We start from the raw sequence: 19,733 nt of genomic DNA on the forward strand, positions 1-19,733 counted from the left end.
GTCCCCGGCGCGGTCGGGCAGATGATGCCGGTGGCTCAGCCGGCGAGATACGACGAGTACACGACGTAGCCGGACGGGTGTTGGCGACCGACGTACTTCAGCTGGATGACCACCTTATTTCCGGCGTCGACCTTCTGTGGGCCGTCCTTCACCCACTTGAGGCCGAGATCCTTGGCGTCCTTGAGGGTCCAGGTGATCTCCTTCAGATCGGTCTGGGGATTGAAAAGCCCGCGGTCGCCGTTCCTGCCGAATTTGTCGCGCATGCGGCTCAGCCAGCCGTCCAGCCCCTTGGGGTTGCGGGCGAACCACTGCTGGAACGCGTCGTTGACCGAGCTGCTGGCGACGCCCTCGCTCATCCACCTGGTGGCGACGCCGCCCCGGACCGTCCTCGCCTTGTCGGCCATTTGCGCGTCGGTGAGCCGCACGTGCTGCTCAAGGGTGTGGGCACCGAACTTGCCCTCGTCCGCAATGATGTTCAGGCAGTTGTGGACGAGGACGTCCTGGGGCGCCTGCCCCTGGGTACGCACGAAGAACGTGTGCAGGTCGTCGACCGTGAGGTCGTAGACCTCGGTACGGCCCGAACGGTCCGTGAGGGCCGTGACAGGGCTCAGCGTCCCGTCCGCGGTGCGCAGCCTGTCGCCCACCTGGAGGTCGGAGACCGGGGTCCAGCCTCGGCCGGCCACGAAGAAGCGGTGCCCGCGCGTGCTGGTGATCAGACCACCGGCCACGCCGATGTCCGTCATGCGGTCCGTGTCGTGGCGGAACGTGTCCGTCACCGGTTCCGGGCGCAGCCGGCCGGTCTCCGGATCGGCGGCCAGCAGCAGGTCGCCCTCGTGGACGTCCTGGATCGCCTTGCGCGAGCCGTCGGACAACAGCACCTCGGTACCACCGGGGAAGCTGTCCTTCGTGCAGAGCGTGAGCGCGTCCTCGTAGACGTGTGCGGTGTCCTCGATCTTGGCGAGGGCCGCGGCGTCGATGTCGAGCGCGCGCAGCGCCTTCAGGGCGTCGTCGACTCCGATGCCGGTGCGCAGGGCGGCGTCGAAGGCGCGGATCGTGTCGGTGATCTTCCCGATCGGCCCGCCGAGCGGGAGCCAGGTGGCGGCCCAGGCGCAGTCGCCGTAGCTCCCGTCACCGCTGCCGGTGGCCTTGTGGTAGCAGCCGGTGAAGTCGTCGATGATCGAGTGGTACAGGCCCTTCCACAGGTCCTTGGTCGCCTCCCAGGAGGAGATCTTGACGTTCTTCTTCAGGTTCTTGAACGTCTTGGTGGTGAGGAAGTACGTGTCCTCGGCGGGGCAGCCGGACTCGGTGGCCGGGACGTCGGTGTTATCGCAGTAGTAGTAGCTGACGACCGCGTCGAAGTGCACTTCGAACACGAGGTCGCAGGGCAGGTGGGAGCAGTCGTCCGGAAGCCGCTGCGGGTCGCCCTGCTGCTTGATGTCGTCGATGACGGAGAACACCCCGCCGATCCCGGTCCCGGTGCCGGCGCCGGTCTGCACCTGCTTGTTCGCGTCGGCGGCTGCCGCCTGGTCGGCCGCCTGCTGTGCCGAGTCGGCGTACTTCTGGGCGTCCTTCGCCGCCTCCTCGGCCGCGGCGGCCTCGGCGTCGGCGCGGTCGGCCGCGGCGCGGGCGTCCTTCGCCGACTGCTCGGCCTCGGCGGCCGCCGTACGGGCCGCGTCCGCGTCCAGGGCCGCCTGGTCGGCGGAGTCCCGGGCGTCCTTGGCGTAACCCTCGGCGTTGCCGGCCGCCTGGTCGGCGGCTGCCGCGTCCGCGGTGGCCTGCTGGTCGTACTCGATGGTGCGCGCCAGTGACTTCTGCGCGTCCGCCGCGTACTGCGCCGCCTCGGCGGCGTACCCCAGCGCCTCCTTCGACGACCTGCGGGCGTCCGCCGCGTGACCGGCCGCCTCGGCGGCGATCGTGTACGCGGCCTTGGCGTCGCCGGTCGCCGCGTTGGCGAGGCTCTGCGCCTGCGCGGCGTTCTTCTGCGCGTTGGCGGCGTGCGCCTCGGCGACGGCCTGCTGCTGCTCGGCGATCGTCTTCGACGACTGTCCGGTCAGGACGACGAGCCCCGCCGCGGAGTCGGTGTCCACGTAGGGCGAACCGAGCTGGATCGCGTCGTTGGCCGGTGCGGCGACCTGCTGCGCGGAGGCTCCGGCGTCCTCGGCCGCCTGCGCGGTCGTGTACGCGTGACCGACCGCGTCGGCCGCGCCCACGACCGCCTTGGCGGCCTCGGCCTTGGCCGCGTCGGCCTGCTTCTTGGAGTCGGCCGCGTGCTGCTCCGCCTCGTCGGCCAGCTTGACCGCGGCGCGGGCCGCGGCGGCCGAGGCCTGGGAGGCCTTGATGGCGTCCGCCGCCGCGCTGGTCGCGGTGCGCACCGCCGCGTCCGCCTTCAGCTTGGCCGCCTGGGCGTCGTCCGCGTCGGAACGGGCCCGCTTCGCCGCCGCCTCGGCGCGTGTCGCCGCGGCGTCGGCGTCCGCGGCGGCCTGGCTCGCCGCGTCGGCCTCGGTACGGGCCGAACCCGCCGCCGCCTCCGCGTCGTCGGCCGCCTGGTCCGCCTCGTCGGCCGCCGCCCGCGAGTCCTTCGCGTCGGCGTCCGAGTCGTGCGCGTCGGCGTAGGCGTCCTTGGCGTCGGACTTCGCGCGAGCCGCGTTCGCCTTGTTCTTCGCGTCCCACGCGTCGTCCGACTTGCCCTTGGCCAGATCCCGCGCGGCCTCCGCGTCCTGGCGCTTGGCGCGGGCGGTGGACTCGGCGGTCTCCGCCCGGTCCTTGGCCTCGGCGGCGGTCTTCGCGTACCCCTCGGCGTTCGTCCTGTGCTGCGCGGCCTCGGCCTGCTTCTGCGCGGCGGTCGCCTTCTCCGCCTTGGCCGTCGCCTCTTCCGCCTCCGCGTCGAGCCGCTTGGCGTGCGCGGTGGCGGCGGCCGCCTTCGCGTCCGCCTCCGCCTGCTGGGTCTCGCCGAGCTTCGCCTTCGCCGTGTCCCGCGCGGCCTTGGCGGTCTGCGCCTGTACGGCGGCTGCGTCGGCGGCGGCCTTCGCCTGCGCGTTGGCCTCCTGTGCGGCGGCCGTACGGAACGCGGCCTTCGACTGTGCCGCCTGCGTCACCGCGCGGGCGGCGATGGTCGCGCTGTCACCGGCGGACGCTTTGGTCGCCGCGTAGGCGGTGTCGCCGGCCTTGGACAGGGCATCGAGCGCGGCGGCCGACGCCTTGGTGACCTGGGCCTTCTGCTGCCCGACGAGCAGGCCTCGGCCGCGCGGGGCGCCCGCCCGGTCGGCGATGGCGTAGGCGGCCTGGGTGGCGGTGTCCGTGTCGGTGGCGGACTTCTTCACCGCGGTGGCCTGGGCCTTGAGCAGGTCGAGCTGGGTCTTCGCCGCGGCCTGGGCGTCGGTGACGCCCTTCTTCGCCTTGTCGAACTGGGCCTTGGTCGGATAGTCCAGCTTGTCGGTGCCGTTGTGGCCGGACGGGGCGATGTCGAACTTCTGCGGGTCGGTGCCCTTGCAGTCCCACATCCGCGCGTCACGGCTGTTGTCGTAGGTCGCGAGGTCGAGGCAGTTGCCGGTGCCCGGGTTGTACAGGCGGCTGGTCGCGTGGGTGTCGTACTCCCACTTCTGGGCCGTGCTCTTGGCGTTGCAGGTCGAGATCTGCACCACGGTGCCGTTCGCGGTACCGCCGCCCTTCACCTCCAGGCACTTGCCGGAGTTGACGTTGACCAGGGCGTCGCCGCTGATCGCCCACTTCTGCCCGACCGAGCCGTTGCAGGTGTAGATCTGCACCGGCGTGCCGTTGTCCTTCTTGCCGCCGCCCACTTCGAGGCACTTGTCGGCGGCGCCGTGGGCGTGCACGATCATCGGGCTGTCGCCGATCCAGCCGGGACCGCCGGCGGACCAGTAGTCCTGCCAGCGGGCGAGGCGGTCGGCGATCCACGACTGGCCCAGCAGCTCGCCCAGCGCCTTGGAGCCGGTGGCGAGGGCCTTGGTGGCGTCGCGGTTCGCGTTGAGGATCTGGTCGCGCTGGGTGGTCTGGGCCGCGATCTCCCGCTGCCACTCGGCGGACGCGTCCGCGACCTCCTTGCCGAGGACCTTGTCGGGGTCGATCGGGGTGCGCCAGTCGCAGGAGGCGAACCGGCTCTTCAGGTCCTCCACGGCGATGCGGTACTCGACGCTGCCCGGCTCGGGCGCGGTGCGCGGGAAACCGCCGGAGGAGAGGAAGACACGGGCGTCGTCCGCACCCGTCGGCTGCGGGGACCAGTTCACCAGGCTGTCCCACGCCTGGTGTTCGGCGTACGCCTGCTGCCACTGCGGGCCGGGGAGCGAGGGGTCCGGGTCGCTGCCGTAGAGCGGGGTGCCGAGGTCCTTGACGGCCTTCACCGTGGCGTCGTCGGCCTTCGGGGTCGGATCCTTGTAGAAGTCGTCCTCCGACTTCCAGAACTGGGCGGCGATCCACTGGCCCAGGCCGGTCTGCTCGAAGAAACCAGGGCCCGTGCCGGTGGTTCCCGGCGGCCAGTGGAATCCGGTCTCGGTGAATCCGCCCGGGGTGCTCAGGCCGTCGAGCGGCTTCTTCCAGACGTCGACGTACGCGTTGAGGGCGTCGCCCGCCTTGTCGGCGGTGTCCTTGTCCTTGTCGTACGCCGTCGAGAGCGGGGTGGTGTTCCAGTACTCGCGGTTCGCCGCGACATGCAGCTTGTCCGGGGTCTGGTCGAGCCCCTCCTGCGCGGTGCTGTACATGGCGGAGCCGCCCGTGCGCAGCACCTCGGCCATCAGGCACTGGTCCTGGCGGAGCTGCTCGGCGGCCTTGGCGTCGAAACCGTCGTAACTGTCGGCCACCGGGCTGAAGTCGGCGGCCCGGTGGTGGGGCAGGTCCGACTGGCCGGCGACCGTGGCGAGCACGGCCAGCGCGAGCAGGGAGGGGACAAGCCGCCTGAGACTGCTGGATTTTCGCGCAAGGGGCGTCACGGGCCCGGGTCTGGAGCGCAAAAGAGCATCCGTTCTTCGTGAAGAGGGCAACGGGGGCCCGGCTCGAAGAGGTGAAGCGCCGTGGCGGCGGTCAGGCCTGCGTACGGCGCAGATTTGTGCGCTTTCGCGCACACGTCAGCCATGACGGCATGACGTTGTGCCCCTCCCCGTGGCGACAGTGTTCCCCCGGTCGCTGATGGACGTGCGCGGCGGCGGAGTGGTCGGCTCAGCACAGCGCGCATCGAACCTTAGTTAACTTGTGCGCCGCCTGTGAAGAGTTTTTGACCGAACGAGATCAACCTTCACATCAGCCGTGCCCCGCGAACGCGACGAGGGCCCGGTGGTCGTAGACCACCGGGCCCTCGCAACATGGAGACTGTGGAGATGGCGGGAATCGAACCCGCGTCCAACGGTGCAAAAACAGGGCTTCTCCGTGTGCAGTTCGCTGTGATTTTCTCGGCCCCGGTGATCTCGCGAACAAGTCGCCGACGGGCCCAGTCACTGTTTGATTTCCCATCGAACCCCGTGACCGGGCTCGATGGTTTAGTCCCCTAGATTATGCCAGGGTCCGGGTCGGGAACATCCCCGGGCTGACACCCGTTAAGGGCCTTCACTCACTGCTTATTAGGCAGCGAGGGCGAAGGCGCGGGAATCGCTCTTGGAATTGGCGATTATTGGTTGCGACATATGGTTAACGAGATCATTGCCGCTTCCTCGACACGCTTCCCCTGTTTCAACATCCGCTGTCGAAACCGATCATCCCCATGTTGATTTTTCAATGCGCACACCCGGGCTTCCCCTGGTGTTGGTGCCATCGTACGTGACCAACGCACACCGATGCCACCGTATTCCCGGCGGCTTCGCCCTACTGGCCCCGCTGCTTCCGCTTCGCCGCCGCGATCGCCCGGTCCGACTCCCGCCGGTCCTGCTGCTCGCGCAGGGTCTGCCGCTTGTCGTACTCCTTCTTGCCTCGCGCCAGGGCGATCTCCGCCTTCGCGCGGCCGTCCTTGAAGTAGATGGCGAGGGGCACGATCGTGTGGCCCGTCTCCTGGGACTTGGCCTCCAGCTTGTCGATCTCCTCCCGGTGCAGCAGCAGCTTGCGCTTGCGGCGCACCGAGTGGTTGGTCCAGGTGCCCTGGCTGTACTCCGGGATGTGGGCGTTGTGCAGCCACGCCTCGTTCCCGTCGATCTGCACGAAGCCGTCGGTCAGCGAGGTGCGGCCCTGGCGGAGCGACTTCACCTCGGTGCCGGACAGGACGATGCCGGCCTCGTAGGTGTCGATGATCGCGTAGTCGTGCCGCGCCTTCTTGTTCTGCGCGACGATCTTGCGCTTGCCGCCCTTCTCGCCGTCCCTGGCTTTGGCGGCCGTCCCCTGCTGCTTCTGCTGGGACTCTTTCGGTACGTACATTCCCTTGGCCATAGTGCTTTCCATTTTCGCACTACGGAGGGGGTGCGGGGGAAGCGGATTAGCAGGGGGTCACGAGGGATCGCCCAGGCCGCTCAGTACGGTCTCCGCCCGCTCCAGGGCCGCGGAGCCCACCTCCAGGTCGGGAGTGATGCCCCGGCCGTCGACGGTGTGGCCCGAGGGGGTGCGGTAGTGGCCGACGGTGAGTTCGGCGACCGAGCCGTCGGGGAGCCGGGTGGGCATCTGGATGGAGCCCTTGCCGAAGGTGCGGGAGCCGAGGACGACCGCACGGCCGCGGTCCTGGAGGGCGCCGGTGAGCATCTCGGCCGCGCTCATCGTGCCGCCGTCGACGAGCGCGACCAGGGGTCTCGCGGTGTCGCCGCCGGCGTCGGCGTGCAGGGCGCGCTGGGCGCCGTCGACGTCATAGGTGGCGACCAGGCCGCCGTCGAGGAAGGCGGAGGCGGCGGTGACGGCCTCACTGACCAGGCCGCCGGAGTTGCCCCGCAGGTCGAGCACGATCCCGCCGTCGGCGGGGGCCTGCCGTACGGCGTCCCGGACGAGTTCCCCCGAGCCCTTGGTGAAGGCGGAGATCTTGATGACGGTGATACCGGCGGACAGCTTGCGGACGGTCACCGAGTCGGTGGACAGCAGCGCCCGGCGCAGGGTCTCGCGCCACGCGTGCGTGCCTCGTTCGAGGCCGAGGGTGACGGTCGTACCGGCGCGGGCGTCGGTGGCGTCACCGCGCAGTAACGAGACGACGTCGGTGACGGGCCGCCCGTCGACGGCCGCCCCGTCGATGCTGCGCAGCCGGTCGCCCTTCCTGATGCCGGCGGTGGCCGCGGGCGACCCGGCCTGCACCTTGGTCACCTCGATCCGGCCGTCCCGCTCCCGCCGGGCCCACAGCCCGACACCGGTGTACTGGCCGTCGAGCGCTTCCTCGAACTCCTGGTACTCGCCCTCGGAGTAGACCGCGGCCCACCGGTCCCCGCTGCGGCTCACGGCCCGTTCGGCGGCCTCCATGGGGGACTTGCCGTCGGCCATCGCGTCGGCGGCGGCCTTGGCGACGTCCTCGTGCCGGTCGGCCGCGCGGGCGGCTCCGGTGGGCGTCTTCCGGTCGGGCTGCCCCGGGTCGGGGAACGCCCCGGTGGCCGCCCCGGTCACCAACAGCCCTGCGAACACCAACGTCAGAGCCGCCCCCCGGCGAACCCGGCGGGGCTGACAGAACAGCTCTCGGCCTGACATGCCGGTGAGTCTAGGACAAGGCAAGAGGGCCGCACGGGCGGTTGCCCGTACGACCCTCTTGGCATGCGTCACACCTTCAGGTACTTGCGCAGCGCGAAGAACGCCGCAAGCGCGGGCATCAGAAGGCTCGTTGCGAGGATGAGCGGGAGCTTGGTCAACACCGCGTCCCAGCCGATGAAGTTGATCAAGTTCAGCTTCTGGGAGAGGGCCAGGCCGTGGTCGATGATGAAGTAGCGGGCGATCACCAGGAATCCGCAGGCGACCGTGCCGCCGATCAGGCCGGCGACGGCGGCCTCCGCGATGAACGGGGCCTGGATGTAGAAGCCGGAGGCGCCGACCAGGCGCATGATGCCGGTCTCGCGCCGACGGCTGAACGCGGAGACGCGCACCGTGTTGACGATCAGCATCAGGGCGACGACCAGCATCATCGCCATGACCGCGCGTGCCGCCCAGTTCATGCCGTTCAGCAGCCCGAAGAGGTTGTCCAGGATGCCCTTCTGGTCCTGCACGGACTGGACGCCGTCGCGGCCGTCGAACGCCGTCGCGACCACCTGGTACTTCTGCGGGTCCTTCAGCTTGATCCGGTACGACTCCTGCATCTGGTCCGGCGTGAGGGAGTCGGCCAGTGGCGAGTCGCCGAACTGCTCCTTGTAGTGCTTGTACGCGTCGTCCTGCGACTCGTAGGTGACCTTCTCGACGATCGAGGTCATCTTGCCGAGGTCCGCCTGGATCTGCTTCTTCTGGTCCTCGGTGACCGCGCCCTTGGCACAGTTGGGGTCGGACTCGGCGTCGCTCTTGTTGCAGAGGAAGATCGAGACGTTGACCTTGTCGTACCAGTAGCCCTTCATGGTGGTGACCTGGTCGCTCATGAGGAGCGAGCCACCGAAGAGCGCCAGGGACAGGGCGACCGAGACGACGACCGCGAAGGTCATCGTCAGATTGCGGCGGAGACCGACTCCGATCTCCGACAGTACGAACTGGGCGCGCATGGCGTCGGGTTATGCCTTTCCGTCGTGGAGCGCGTGATGCGTCGGGAACGTGTGCATCGGTGTCAGTGCTGGTAGCCGTAGACGCCGCGGGCCTGGTCGCGGACGAGTCGGCCCTTCTCCAGCTCGATGACGCGCTTGCGCATCTGGTCCACGATGTTCTGGTCGTGCGTCGCCATCACCACAGTGGTGCCCGTCCGGTTGATCCGGTCGAGCAGCTTCATGATGCCGACGGAGGTCTGCGGGTCGAGGTTGCCGGTCGGCTCGTCGGCGATCAGCAGCTTGGGCCGGTTGACGAAGGCCCGCGCGATGGCCACGCGCTGCTGCTCACCACCGGAGAGTTCGCCCGGTCTGCGGTCCTCCTTGCCGCCGAGCCCGACGAGGTCGAGCACCTGCGGCACCGACTTGCGGATCTCGCCCTTGGACTTGCCGATGACCTCCTGGGCGAAGGCCACGTTCTCGGCGACCGTCTTGTTGGGCAGCAGGCGGAAGTCCTGGAAGACCGTCCCGAGCTGGCGGCGCATCTGCGGCACCTTCCAGTTGGAGAGACGGGCGAGGTCCTTGCCCAGGACGTGCACCTGGCCGTGACTGCACCGCTCCTCGCGGAGGATCAGCCGCAGGAAGGTGGACTTCCCGGAGCCGGAGGATCCCACGAGGAAGACGAACTCGCCCTTCTCCACTTCCAGGGACACATCCCTGAGTGCGGGGTGGGTCTGCTTGGGGTAGACCTTGGAGACATTGTCGAATCGGATCACGGATGCACCACGGGTCGCCGGGGGTAGATGAGCGTGACCATACGCGAGTCGGGTGAGGAAGCGCAGGCGCCGGTCACGGTTGGGTGAGGCTTGTGCGGGTTTGTTCCGGGGCAGTCTTTCCGGAAGGCCGGGGCGGAGTCCGCGGACGGCCGCGCCCTTTCCGGGGGAACCTGGCACAGTGGAGGGGGAACGTTCTCGTTCCGTTGAGCGTTGTAAGGGTAATGGCCGGTGCAAGGAGGGCGAGCGCATGACGTACGACCGGTTGGTGTGCGCGAACTGCGCGGCGCCTGTGAGCGAAGGCCGGTGCCACGTGTGCCGCGCCAACCGCGAGCGTCTTCAGCAGGAGAACTTCCTGGGCGGTCTGAACCCGATGGCGCTGATCGGGCTGCTGGCGGTACTGATCGCCGCGGTGGCGCTGCTGGCGCATCAGACCGCGTAGCGAAGGTCTCGGACCGCGTAGCGAAGGTCACCGAAAAGCGCGCGGCGAAGCCTGCGAAAAGCGATCGAAGGGCCCGGAGCCGCTGCTCCGGGCCCTTCGCCGTATGTGACGCATTCGCTCTGCGAGCGGATGACTACCGTCAGGCCGCGGCGCCGCCGCGGCCGGTCATGAGGCGCGGCAGGATACGGAAGCCGATACCGCCGGCGATCATCGTGGCGGCACCGACGACCAGGAAGGTCGTCTGCGCGGCACCGGTCTCGGCAAGCTGGTCGCCGCCACCCTGGGCCTGGGCGTTCGAGGTGTCCGAACCGGTGTCGGTGAGGGCGGAGGAGCCCTCCTCCTGCGCGGAGGTGCCCGAGTTGCCGTCGGTGCCGGTGTTGTTGCCGCTGCCACCGTCGCCGCTGCCCGTGCCGCTGCCGTCGGTCGGGCTGTCGGTGGTCGGCTCGTCGGTCGGCTCGGTGGGCTCGTCCGTCGGCTGAGTGGGCTCGTCGGTCGGCTCGGTGGGCTCATCGGTCGGCTCGCTGGGCTCGTCCGTGGGCTCGGTGGGCACGTCCGTCGGCTCACTGCTCGGCGGCTCGCTGGTGGCCGGGCCGGTCGGGATCCCGGTGGGGTCGTCGGTCGGATCGTCGCCGGTGCTGACGGTGGCGGTCAGGCCGTCCTCGTTGGCCTCGACGCCGATGGAGAGGGCGGAGGCCGCGCCGGCGGCGGTCAGCGAGGCACCGGCGGCGATCACGGCGCAGGCGGCTATCCGCGCGACCCGGATCCGTGTCTTCTTGGTCATCTGGTTGCTACCCCCAGTAGCTGAATGTCAGGTTGGCGGCGCTGGGGCTGTGCTCTACGGAGATAGCTACGGATGCGCAAGCCCCCCGGTTCTCATGCGCCCCAAAGATACGCACGCCACGCTTCACCTTTCCCATTTTTCAAAGCAACGTCAAGGCCGTTGCGGGCGCGATGTCCAGTTGCGCGCCTAATGCGGGGAGTTGAAGCCTGTGAGTGTGATGTAAAACCCAGACATAACCCTGGCGCGGCCCGGATATACGAGAACTGCCGCCACGGGGGCGGCAGTTCCGGATCGGCCGACTCACCATGGGCAAGTCGACAAAGTTACTTCTCCTGCTGCTTGCGCCAGCGAATTCCGGCCTCCAGGAAGCCGTCGATCTCGCCGTTGAAGACGGCCTCGGGGTTGCCGACCTCGTAGTCCGTGCGCAGGTCCTTGACCATCTGGTACGGGTGCAGGACGTACGAACGCATCTGGTTGCCCCAGGAGTTGCCGCCGTCGCCCTTGAGGGCGTCCATCCTGGCCTGCTCCTCCTGCCGGCGCCGCTCGAGCAGCTTGGCCTGGAGGACGTTCATCGCGGTCGCCTTGTTCTGGATCTGCGACCGCTCGTTCTGGCAGGAGACGACGATGCCGGTGGGGATGTGAGTGAGGCGCACCGCGGAGTCGGTGGTGTTGACGCCCTGCCCGCCGGGCCCGGAGGACCGGTACACGTCCACCCTCAGCTCGGACTCGTCGATCTCGATGTGGTCGGTCGTCTCGACGACGGGGAGGACTTCCACGCCCGCGAAGGAGGTCTGCCGCCGGCCCTGGTTGTCGTACGGCGAGATCCGCACCAGCCGGTGGGTGCCCTGCTCGACCGAGAGCGTCCCGTAGGCGTACGGCACCTGCACGGCGAAGGTGGTCGACTTGATGCCGGCCTCTTCCGCGTACGACGTCTCGTAGACCTCGGTCTTGTAGCCCTTCTGCTCCGCCCAGCGCAGGTACATCCGCTGCAGCTTCTCGGCGAAGTCGGCGGCGTCGACGCCACCGGCCTCGGCGCGGATGTTCACGAGCGCCTCGCGGGAGTCGTACTCCCCGCTGAGCAGCGTCCGCACTTCCATCTCGTCCAGTGCCTTCTTGACGGCGGCGAGCTCGGAGTCGGCCTCGGCACGGGTGTCCGGGTCGTCCTCCTCCTCGGCCATCTCGAACAGCACGGCAAGATCGTCGATCCGCCCGCGCAGCGTCTCCGCCTTCCTGACCTCGGCCTGGAGGTGGGAGAGCTTGCTGGTGATCTTCTGCGCCTCGTCCGGGTTGTCCCACAGGGACGGCGCGGCCGCCTGCTCCTCGAGCACGGCGATGTCTGCCCTCAGCTTGTCGAGGTCCAGAACGGCCTCGATCGACTCCATGGTCGAGGAGAGGGACTTGAGCTCTTCGGATACATCGACGACTGCCACGCCTCCCAGCGTAACGGCTCCGCCAACCGCACAGCGCCCGGCCACCGACGCCCGGCCCGTCGGCCTGGTGGGGCGGGGTGCCCGGGGACCGCGGTTGCCGGGTCAGGCGGGCGGGCGGAGGGTCACGGGGTCGAGGTGCTGTGGGTGTCCTGGGGCGGGGAGTCGTCGCCGGAGGTGGCCAGCCAGGTGCCGACGCCCACCGCGGCCGCCAGCACGACCCCGGCCACGCCCAGCGTCACCCTGCGCCGCCGCGCCGCCGCCTTGTGCCGGGCCGAGCCCGGTCGCGGCGCCCCGGACGCCCTCGGCGCCCTGGCCGTGCCCCGCGCTCCGCCCGCCAGCTCGTCAGGACCCGGCACCCTCATCGAGGTGTGCGTGTCCCGGTTGGAGTCCGGCTTCGCCCCCGGTACCAGGGAGACGGCCCCCCGGCGCCGTACCCGCTGCTCCTCCGCGGCCGGAGCGGCGGCCGTCTCCTCGGCCGCCTCCTCCGACGCCTCCGTCTCCGGCTCGTCGACGTCCAGCGGCGGCATCCCCGCCAGCGTCGGCAGCTGCTCCCGCAGCCGCGTGGCCAGCTCGGATGCCCGCAGCCGGGAGGCCGGCGCCTTCGCCAGGCACTGCACGAGCAGCTGCCACAGCTCCTCGGGGATACCGGGAAGCGGGACGACGGTCTCCGTGACGTGACGGCGCAGGACCGCCCCGGGGTGGCCGCCGCCGAACGGGGTGAAGCCGGCCAGGAGCTCGTACAGGACCGTCGCGAGCGCGTAGATGTCCACGGACGCCCGGGGCGGCAGGCCCTCCACGATCTCCGGGGCCAGGTAGTCCGGCGTACCGATGATCTTCGTGGCGCGGGTCCGCTTCGGGGAGTCGATCAGCTTCGCCACGCCGAAGTCGGTCAGCAGGGCGGGGTGGGCACCGCCGGGGCCGAGCGGGCCCTGCATGTCGAGCAGGACGTTCTCCGGCTTCACGTCCCGGTGGACCACGCCCGCCGCGTGCGCCGCCGCCAGTCCGTCCGCGACGTCCGCGACGATCGCGACGGCCGCCTCGGGCGCGAGGCGCCGCTCCCGCTCCAGGCGGGTGCGCAGATCGGTACCGCGGACCAGGTCCATGACGAGGGCGAGGTCGTTGCCGTCGACGACGAGGTCGCGGACGGACACCACGTTGGGGTGCTCAAGGCCCAGCAGGGCCGTGCGCTCCTGTACGAAGCGGCCCACCAGCTCCTCGTCGGACGCGAGATCCTCGCGCAGCAGCTTGATGGCGACGGGCCCTTCCGGCCCCTCGCCCAGCCACACCGTGCCGGCGCTGCCCCGCCCCAGGATCTGGTTGGCGGTGTACCGGCTGCCGATCTTCCGTGCCAAGGCTGCTCCTACAGACGCGTGTTGCCGACAAAAGTACGCGTCCGATGAGCCAACCTTCACCACGGAGGCGGAAATCACCCGCCAGGTGTCGACAAATCCCCAGACTCGCGGTCAGTTGTTGTTGCCGGAGCCGCTGCCGCTGCCGCTGCCGCTGCCGAGGTCGCCGAACCAGTTGCTGACCGACGTCGTCCAGTCCTTCAGCTGGCTCCAGTAACCCCTGCCCTCCCCCACCCACGTGTGCAGCGGGGTCAGGTCCCAGATCAGCCAGCCCGCGACGAACAGGATGACGACCATGAACAGGCAGCCCTTGAGGCAGCCGAGCCCGGGGATCTTCATCGGGTTGGCGCTGCGCTGCCGCGGCTCTCGCGGGGCCCGCTGCGGCTCGGCGGGGGCGGCCGGGGGTGCGTAGCGCTGCTGCGGCCGCTGGGGCTGCTGCGGCGGCGGGGCGTACTGCTGCGGCTGGTGGCCGTACCCGGCGGGCTGCTGCTGGCCGTATCCGCCCTGCTGCCCGTACCCGCCGCCCTGCTGCCCGCGCGGCTGCGGTCGGCGTACCGGCTGCTGCTGCGGGGCCTGGCGCGGCGGCGCCTCCTGCGGCCGGGCCACCTGGCGCTGCGGGCGGCGGCGCAGCGGGTCCTCGTTCGGGTCGAGGTACTGGACCTGCGTCTGCTCGTTGCGGTCGCGGGCCGCGCGGAGCTGGGTCTGCCAGGGGTGCGGCTGCTCCGGCTGCTGCTGGCCCGGCTGCCCCTGGGGCATCGGCGGCATGACGGCCGTCGGGTCGGCGGCGCCGGTGTTCGGCAGCACGGCGGTCGGGTCGGCGGCGCCGGTCGGGCCGCCGGTGTGCGGGAGGAAGCTGGTCACCGCGTTCGGGTCGTACGATCCGGCGGGCGCACCGGTGTTCGGCAGCACCTGCGTGGGATCGGCCGACCCCGGTACGGCCGTCGGCGCCGGGTCGGGGGCCAGCAGCGCGCCCACCCCCTCGGCGGCGGCGATCTGCGCGGAGTTCGCGTGCACGCCGACGCCCTCGGCGACGACCCGCAGGCCGCGGGCGAGGTTCTCGGCGCTGGGCCGGTCGTCGGGGTTCTTGCGCAGGCAGCGCTCTATGACCGTCCACAGCGGGTCGGGCACGGTGGACGGGCGGCGCGGCTCGGCGCTCAGGTGCTGGTGGAGGACCTCGAGGGCGCTGCCGCCGGAGAACGGCGGGCGGCCGGTGACCAGCTCGTACAGCAGGATGCCGGCGCCGTAGATGTCGACGGCGGAGGTCTGCGGGCGGCCCTCGGCGGACTCCGGCGCCACGTACGCGGGCGTGCCGACGAACTCGTGGGTGCGGGTCAGGCCCGGGGAGTCGGCGAGCCGGGCGATGCCGAAGTCGGTCAGCAGCGGGTGCATCTGGCCGTTGTACTGCTGGAGCAGCACGTTGGCGGGCTTCAGGTCGCGGTGCACGACGCCGTCGGCGTGACTGGCGGCGAGCGCGTCGGCGATCTGGGCGGTCAGCAGGGCGGCGGCGACCGGCGAGAAGGGGCCGTTCTCGCGCAGGTAGCGGTGCAGGTCGGGGCCCTCGACGAGGTCCATGACCAGGGCCAGCAGATCGCCCTCGACGACCAGGTCGCGGACCCGGACGATGTTCGGGTGGGTCAGCCGGAGCAGCACGGAGCGCTCCCGCAGGAACCGCATCACGATGTCGGGGTCGCTGGCGAGCTCTTCCTTGAGGACCTTGATCGCGACGGTCTCCCCGGGCTGGCCGGGCACGGCCGCCTCGGCGCCCGCGGTCTCCCGCTGGCGGGCACGCCAGACGGTACCGGTGGCGCCGCGTCCGAGCGGCTCCTCCAGGAGGTACTTGCTGCCTACCGGCCGCACGTCATCCGCTCCCTGTTGCTTGCTGGTGTGTCCGGTTCTTGTGTCCGACCCACTGTAGTGCCGTGGTCCCTGGCACCGGGCTGTCGTCCGGCTGTGCTTTCCCCCGCACCGTAGGCGGCCGACGAGTGTTCCGGACGTATCCCCATACGTAGGCGTTCCCGCACTTGTTCGATGGAAAGACGCTCGCTTCGGTCCGGTGGTTGCCGGGTCCGGACGTGACCGATCTCAAGTGATCACCCGCGCGGTATTGGTCAGGCACTTTTGGGGGCAGAGCTGACCAATCAAGATCACTTACCATCGGGTCGTGGGCGCGTTGTCAGTGGCAGGTGCGAGGATGCGTGCGACAGCAGAACTGGCCGACGTGCTCGTGGTGGTGGGGGGAATTCCGCGCCCGCGCAGAAGGGACCGCTGACGCGATGCAGATCCGGCTGACCGTCGTAGACCCGCTGGGCCCTGCCGCGCAGCGGGGCCGGACCGTGAGCCGGGACGTGCTGGTGACGGCACCCGCGGGCACGGATCTGGCCGCGGTCGCCTCCGCGCTGGCCTCGGCGGTCACCGGTGACGGCGGACCGGGCGGCCGGGAGACGAGCGGCGCCCCCGTCGTGCTGTACGCCGGGGCGGAGCGGCTGGACGCCCGCCGCCGCATCCTGGGCGAGCCCCCGCTGGTCGACGGCGCCGTGCTGTCCCTGGGCGCGCCCGCCGCCCCCGAGCCGCATCCCGAGCTGGACGACGCCCCGGCCCAGCTCCACGTGATCGCCGGCCCGGACGCGGGCGGGGTCCATCTCCTGCACGGCGGCCAGATCACCATCGGCCGCTCCGCCGACGCCGACGTCCCGCTCGACGACCCGGACGTCTCCCGGCTGCACTGCGCGGTCACGGTCGCCGCCGACGGCCGCGTCTCGGTGGCCGACCTGCACTCCACGAACGGCACGGCCCTGGACGGCACCCGCGTCACCGACCGCCCGGTCCGCCTCGCCCCGGGAGCGCTCCTGCGCATCGGGGAATCGGCCCTGCGGCTTACGCCGTCCGGGGGACCGGGAGCCCGGGTCAGCACGGCACCGGACGGGGACGGATGCGTGCGGGTGCTGCTCGGGGGTGAGGGCGCGGAGGGCGGCGACACGGCCGACGGGACCGGCGGTGACGGCCTGGCGGCCGGCGGTTTCGCGCGTCCCGCGCGCGGGACGGCTGCTTCCGAAGGCTCGACCGGCCCCGCGGGCCGCACCCATCACGCCTACGGCACGGCGGGCTGGGGGGCCTCGGGCGGAGCGGCGGGGGGCCAGGAGCACGGGCCGGTGGAGTCACCGGTCGTACCCGCGCAGGGGGAAGCGCCGAGGATCGAGAGCCGCGGTGGGCTGCCGACGACCGGCCAGGGCGGCGGGTCGCCGCAGGCCGGGTGGGGCAGCGGGGCCCCGGCGGCCGGGGCCGGGCAGGGCAGCGGGCTCCCCACGGGCGCCGGGTACGGGGAAGGACCGCAAACCGCCGCGCGTGGGGACGGTTCGCAGGCAGCCGGGCCCAGGCACGAGCCCCCGTCGGCCGGACGCGGAGACGGATCGCAGCCGGCCGGATCCCGGCACGAACCGTCCGCAGCAGGACGCTGGGACGGAGCACAGGCGACCGGACCCGGGCACGAGCCGCCCTTGTCCGCCGGACGTGGGTACGAGCCCCCGTCGGCCGGGCCCAGGCACGAGCCTCCCTCGGCCGGACACGGGTACGAGCCCCCGTCGGCCGGAAGCCGAGGCGGGCTGCCCGGCCCACGCAGCGGTTCCGCCACCACCCAACGCTCCGGCGACGCGCAACGCCCCGCCGCCACGGACCGCTCCATGTCCACGGAGCGCCCCGCCGCCACGGACCGCTCCACCCCCACGCAACGCTCCGGCGACACCCACGCCGGCCGCTCCGGAGTTCTCGGCGGCCCCGCCGCCCGAAGCGGCTCCAACGGGCCGACGCCCGGCCCCGGTACCCGAAGCGGCGCCACCGGACCCACGCCCGGCCCCGGTACCCGAAGCGGCGCCACCGGACCCACGCCCGGCCCCGGTACCCGAAGCGGCGCCACCGGGCCCGCGGCCTCCGACCCGGCGGCGGCGTACCACCGGGCCTCCCCGGACGGCGCCCCGTCGGCCGGCGACGTCTCCGACGGCCCCGCCCCCGCCGCCTCCTCCGGCCGGCGCAAAGGCACCCCCCTGCGCGGCACCGACGCCCCCGCCCTGCCCGGCGCCCGCAGGCGTGGCGGGCTCGGGGCCTGGGCGCGGCGGCTGGCCGGCGGGCGTGGCGAGGTGCCGTCGGCCGCCGACGGCGAGCCCGCGGCCGAGGACGGCGGCACCGCGTCGGCCGGCGCCCCCGCCCAGCCCGAGACCTGGCCGGACCCCGCCGCCCTGCTGCTGACCGCGCTCGGCCCCGGCCCCCGCCTCTGGGAGCGCGGCCCCGGCCACCCGGAGACGCTCACGTTCCGGCTCGGCACGGCGGACCGCCCGGCGCCCGACGGACCGGGGCTGCTCCCCGCCGTACCGGTCACCGCCGATCTGCGCGAGGCCGGCGCCCTCGGCCTCGCCGGCCCGCGCACCCGCCTCGCCGGTCTCGCCCGCGCCGTACTGGCGCAGCTCGCCGCGCTGCACTCCCCCGACCTGCTGGAGATCGTGCTGATCAGCGCGGACCGGGCCCGCTCCCTGGAGGAGCGCACGGCCGAGTGGTCCTGGCTCGGCTGGCTTCCGCACGTCCGCCCCGGGCACGGCCAGGACTGCCGGCTCCTGCTCGCCTACGACCGCGAACAGGCCGCGGCCCGCGTGGAGGAACTGCTGCGCAGGGTGGAGGACCTGTCCGCGCCCCGACGCCCGGCCACCGCCTCCGACCGCCCGAACCTGGCGGGTACGACCGCGGACGCCCCGCCCGCCGAGGACGCCCACCGCCCCTCCTGGGCCCGCGACGACCTCGGCGCCGACGACGGCGACGGCAGAGGCGGCTTCCCGGGGCCGTACACGGTCGTCGTCGTGGACGGCGATCCCGGCGGCTCGGCACTGCGGGACGCGGTGGCGCGGCTGACCGTCGCCGGGCCGCGGGCCGGAGTGCATGTGATCTGCCTGGCGGAGACCGCGCCCACCTCGCCCACCTCGCCGGTCACCCAGACCTACGAGGCGGCGTGCGCGGTGACCCCCACGTTCCGGGAGTGCGGGACCGTGTCCCTGCTCAGCGGGGACGTGGCGACGGCTCTGCATCTGCTGCGGGTGGCCCGCACCGACGCGGCGGGTCCGCTCGGCCCCGGCACCCTGGCCGCGGTGGACGCGGTCTCCGCCGCCTGGGCCGAGCGGTTCGCGAGGGCGCTGGCCCCGCTGCGCCCCGACGGACCGGCCGGCGACCGGCACACGCGCGTGGCCACCCCGCTCCCCCAGTCCGCCCGCCTGCTGGACGAGTTGGGGCTGGCGCGGGCCACCCCGGCGTCGCTGATGGCCCGTTGGGCGGACGCGGCCGACGACGCCGAGTCGCTGGGCGGCCGGGCCCGGGCGGTGCTCGGCGCCGGACCGCGCGGCCCGCTCGGCGCCGACCTGGTGACCGAGGGACCGCATCTGCTCATCGAGGGCCCGCCCGGCAGTGGCCGTACGGAGCTGCTGCGGGCGATGGTCGCCTCGCTGGCCGCCGCCGAGCGCCCCGACCGGCTCGGGATCGTCCTGATCGACGGCCGCGACGGCGTCGGCACCGGGGCCGGCGCCGGCCCCGGCGAGGGCCTGCGGGTGTGCACCGACATACCGCATGTGACGACCCACCTCTCCGTCAACGACCCGGTCCGGATGCGGGAGTTGGCGCAGTCACTGAGCGCCGAGCTGAAAAGGCGTACCGAGCTGCTGGGCCGCTCCGACTTCACCGACTGGCACGCCCAGCGGGAGGTCTCGGGCCGGATCGTCGCCCAGCGCGGCCGTCCCGCCGCCGCGGGCGCCGCCGACATAGAGGCACCGCCCAGCTCGACGCTCCGGCTGCGCCCGTCGGCCGGTGCCGCCGCCCGCCGGCGCACGGAGGCGCCGCCGCCGCTGCCCCGTCTGGTCGTCGTGGTCGACGATCTGGACGCCCTGGTCTCGCCCGCCCTCGGTTCGCCGGGCCGTCCGGCCGCCGGCTCCGTGATGCGGGCGCTGGAGGCGGTGGCGAAGGAGGGCGACCGGCTCGGCGTCCACCTGATCGCGGCGGCCGGTGCGGGCGGCCGTACGGCGGAGACGGAACCGGCCCGGCGGGCCACCCTGCGCGTCACCCTGGACCCACCGGCCGCCGGCCCCGACGAACCGGCCCCGGGCCGCGGCCGCCTGACCACACCGGACGGCCACGTCACGGCGTTCCAGGCGGGCCGCGTCACCGGCCGCATCCCCCGCACGGCGACCCAGCGCCCCACGGTCGTCCCCCTCGACTGGCCCCGCATGGGCGACCCCCCGACCCGCCGCCCGGTAAGGGAGTTGGGCAACGGCCCGACGGACCTGGCGCTGCTGGCGAGCGCGGTGGAGAGAGCGGCGAGAGAGGTCTCGGCTGCGGAGGTCCCCTCGCTTCTGTAGCGGAGGCCCCCGCCGCTGCC

The 19,733-nt window shown here is 72.2% G+C and carries 11 protein-coding genes and 1 other RNA gene; 2 read left to right on the forward strand and 10 right to left on the reverse strand.

What is annotated here, in order from left to right; translation table 11 throughout:
- Window positions 1-35 precede the first annotated feature (35 nt).
- From AB0D59_RS43230 to ftsE, 6 genes are all read right to left on the reverse strand, one after another.
- Window positions 36-4,943, reverse strand: a complete 4,908-nt coding sequence (locus AB0D59_RS43230) for a ricin-type beta-trefoil lectin domain protein (protein ID WP_362576832.1) — start codon at window positions 4,941-4,943, stop codon at window positions 36-38.
- Window positions 4,944-5,319: 376 nt separating this feature from the next.
- Window positions 5,320-5,707, reverse strand: a transfer-messenger RNA (tmRNA) gene (ssrA, locus tag AB0D59_RS43235).
- A 101-nt stretch (window positions 5,708-5,808) separates the two neighbouring features.
- The gene (gene smpB / locus AB0D59_RS43240; protein ID WP_351701596.1) at window positions 5,809-6,351 is read right to left on the reverse strand and encodes an SsrA-binding protein SmpB; all 543 of its coding nucleotides are present in this window, start codon (window positions 6,349-6,351) and stop codon (window positions 5,809-5,811) included.
- Between the two features lie 69 nt (window positions 6,352-6,420).
- Window positions 6,421-7,590 carry a S41 family peptidase gene (locus AB0D59_RS43245; RefSeq protein ID WP_362576834.1) on the reverse strand — a complete coding sequence of 390 codons (1,170 nt, stop codon included), beginning with the start codon at window positions 7,588-7,590 and terminating at the stop codon, window positions 6,421-6,423.
- Window positions 7,591-7,658: 68 nt separating this feature from the next.
- Complete coding sequence (gene ftsX / locus AB0D59_RS43250; RefSeq protein WP_362576836.1) at window positions 7,659-8,579, reverse strand: permease-like cell division protein FtsX; 921 nt, start codon at window positions 8,577-8,579, stop codon at window positions 7,659-7,661.
- 62 nt (window positions 8,580-8,641) lie between these two features.
- Window positions 8,642-9,331, reverse strand: a complete 690-nt coding sequence (gene ftsE / locus AB0D59_RS43255; RefSeq protein ID WP_059203505.1) for a cell division ATP-binding protein FtsE — start codon at window positions 9,329-9,331, stop codon at window positions 8,642-8,644.
- A gap of 247 nt (window positions 9,332-9,578) precedes the next feature.
- Here ftsE and AB0D59_RS43260 point away from each other — a divergent pair, with 247 nt between their 5' ends.
- Window positions 9,579-9,770 (forward strand): hypothetical protein, encoded by a 192-nt coding sequence (locus AB0D59_RS43260; protein ID WP_362576838.1) that lies wholly within the window; start codon window positions 9,579-9,581, stop codon window positions 9,768-9,770.
- Between the two features lie 139 nt (window positions 9,771-9,909).
- Here AB0D59_RS43260 and AB0D59_RS43265 read toward each other — a convergent pair whose 3' ends face one another.
- From AB0D59_RS43265 to AB0D59_RS43280, 4 genes are all read right to left on the reverse strand, one after another.
- Window positions 9,910-10,551, reverse strand: a complete 642-nt coding sequence (locus tag AB0D59_RS43265) for a hypothetical protein (protein ID WP_362576840.1) — start codon at window positions 10,549-10,551, stop codon at window positions 9,910-9,912.
- A 323-nt stretch (window positions 10,552-10,874) separates the two neighbouring features.
- Complete coding sequence (gene prfB, locus AB0D59_RS43270) at window positions 10,875-11,981, reverse strand: peptide chain release factor 2 (RefSeq protein ID WP_351701428.1); 1,107 nt, start codon at window positions 11,979-11,981, stop codon at window positions 10,875-10,877.
- A gap of 122 nt (window positions 11,982-12,103) precedes the next feature.
- On the reverse strand, window positions 12,104-13,333 hold the full coding sequence (locus AB0D59_RS43275; protein ID WP_362576842.1) for a serine/threonine-protein kinase: 1,230 nt from the start codon (window positions 13,331-13,333) through the stop codon (window positions 12,104-12,106).
- Window positions 13,334-13,444: 111 nt separating this feature from the next.
- A complete protein-coding gene (locus AB0D59_RS43280; RefSeq protein ID WP_362576844.1) occupies window positions 13,445-15,187 on the reverse strand; it encodes a serine/threonine-protein kinase in 1,743 nt (580 codons plus the stop codon).
- A 416-nt stretch (window positions 15,188-15,603) separates the two neighbouring features.
- On the opposite strand from AB0D59_RS43280, the gene AB0D59_RS43285 reads away from it, so the two are divergent.
- Complete coding sequence (locus AB0D59_RS43285; protein ID WP_362576846.1) at window positions 15,604-19,713, forward strand: FHA domain-containing protein; 4,110 nt, start codon at window positions 15,604-15,606, stop codon at window positions 19,711-19,713.
- Window positions 19,714-19,733: the final 20 nt, after the last annotated feature.

The organism is Streptomyces sp. NPDC048417, assembly GCF_040651615.1.
GTDB lineage: Bacteria > Actinomycetota > Actinomycetes > Streptomycetales > Streptomycetaceae > Streptomyces.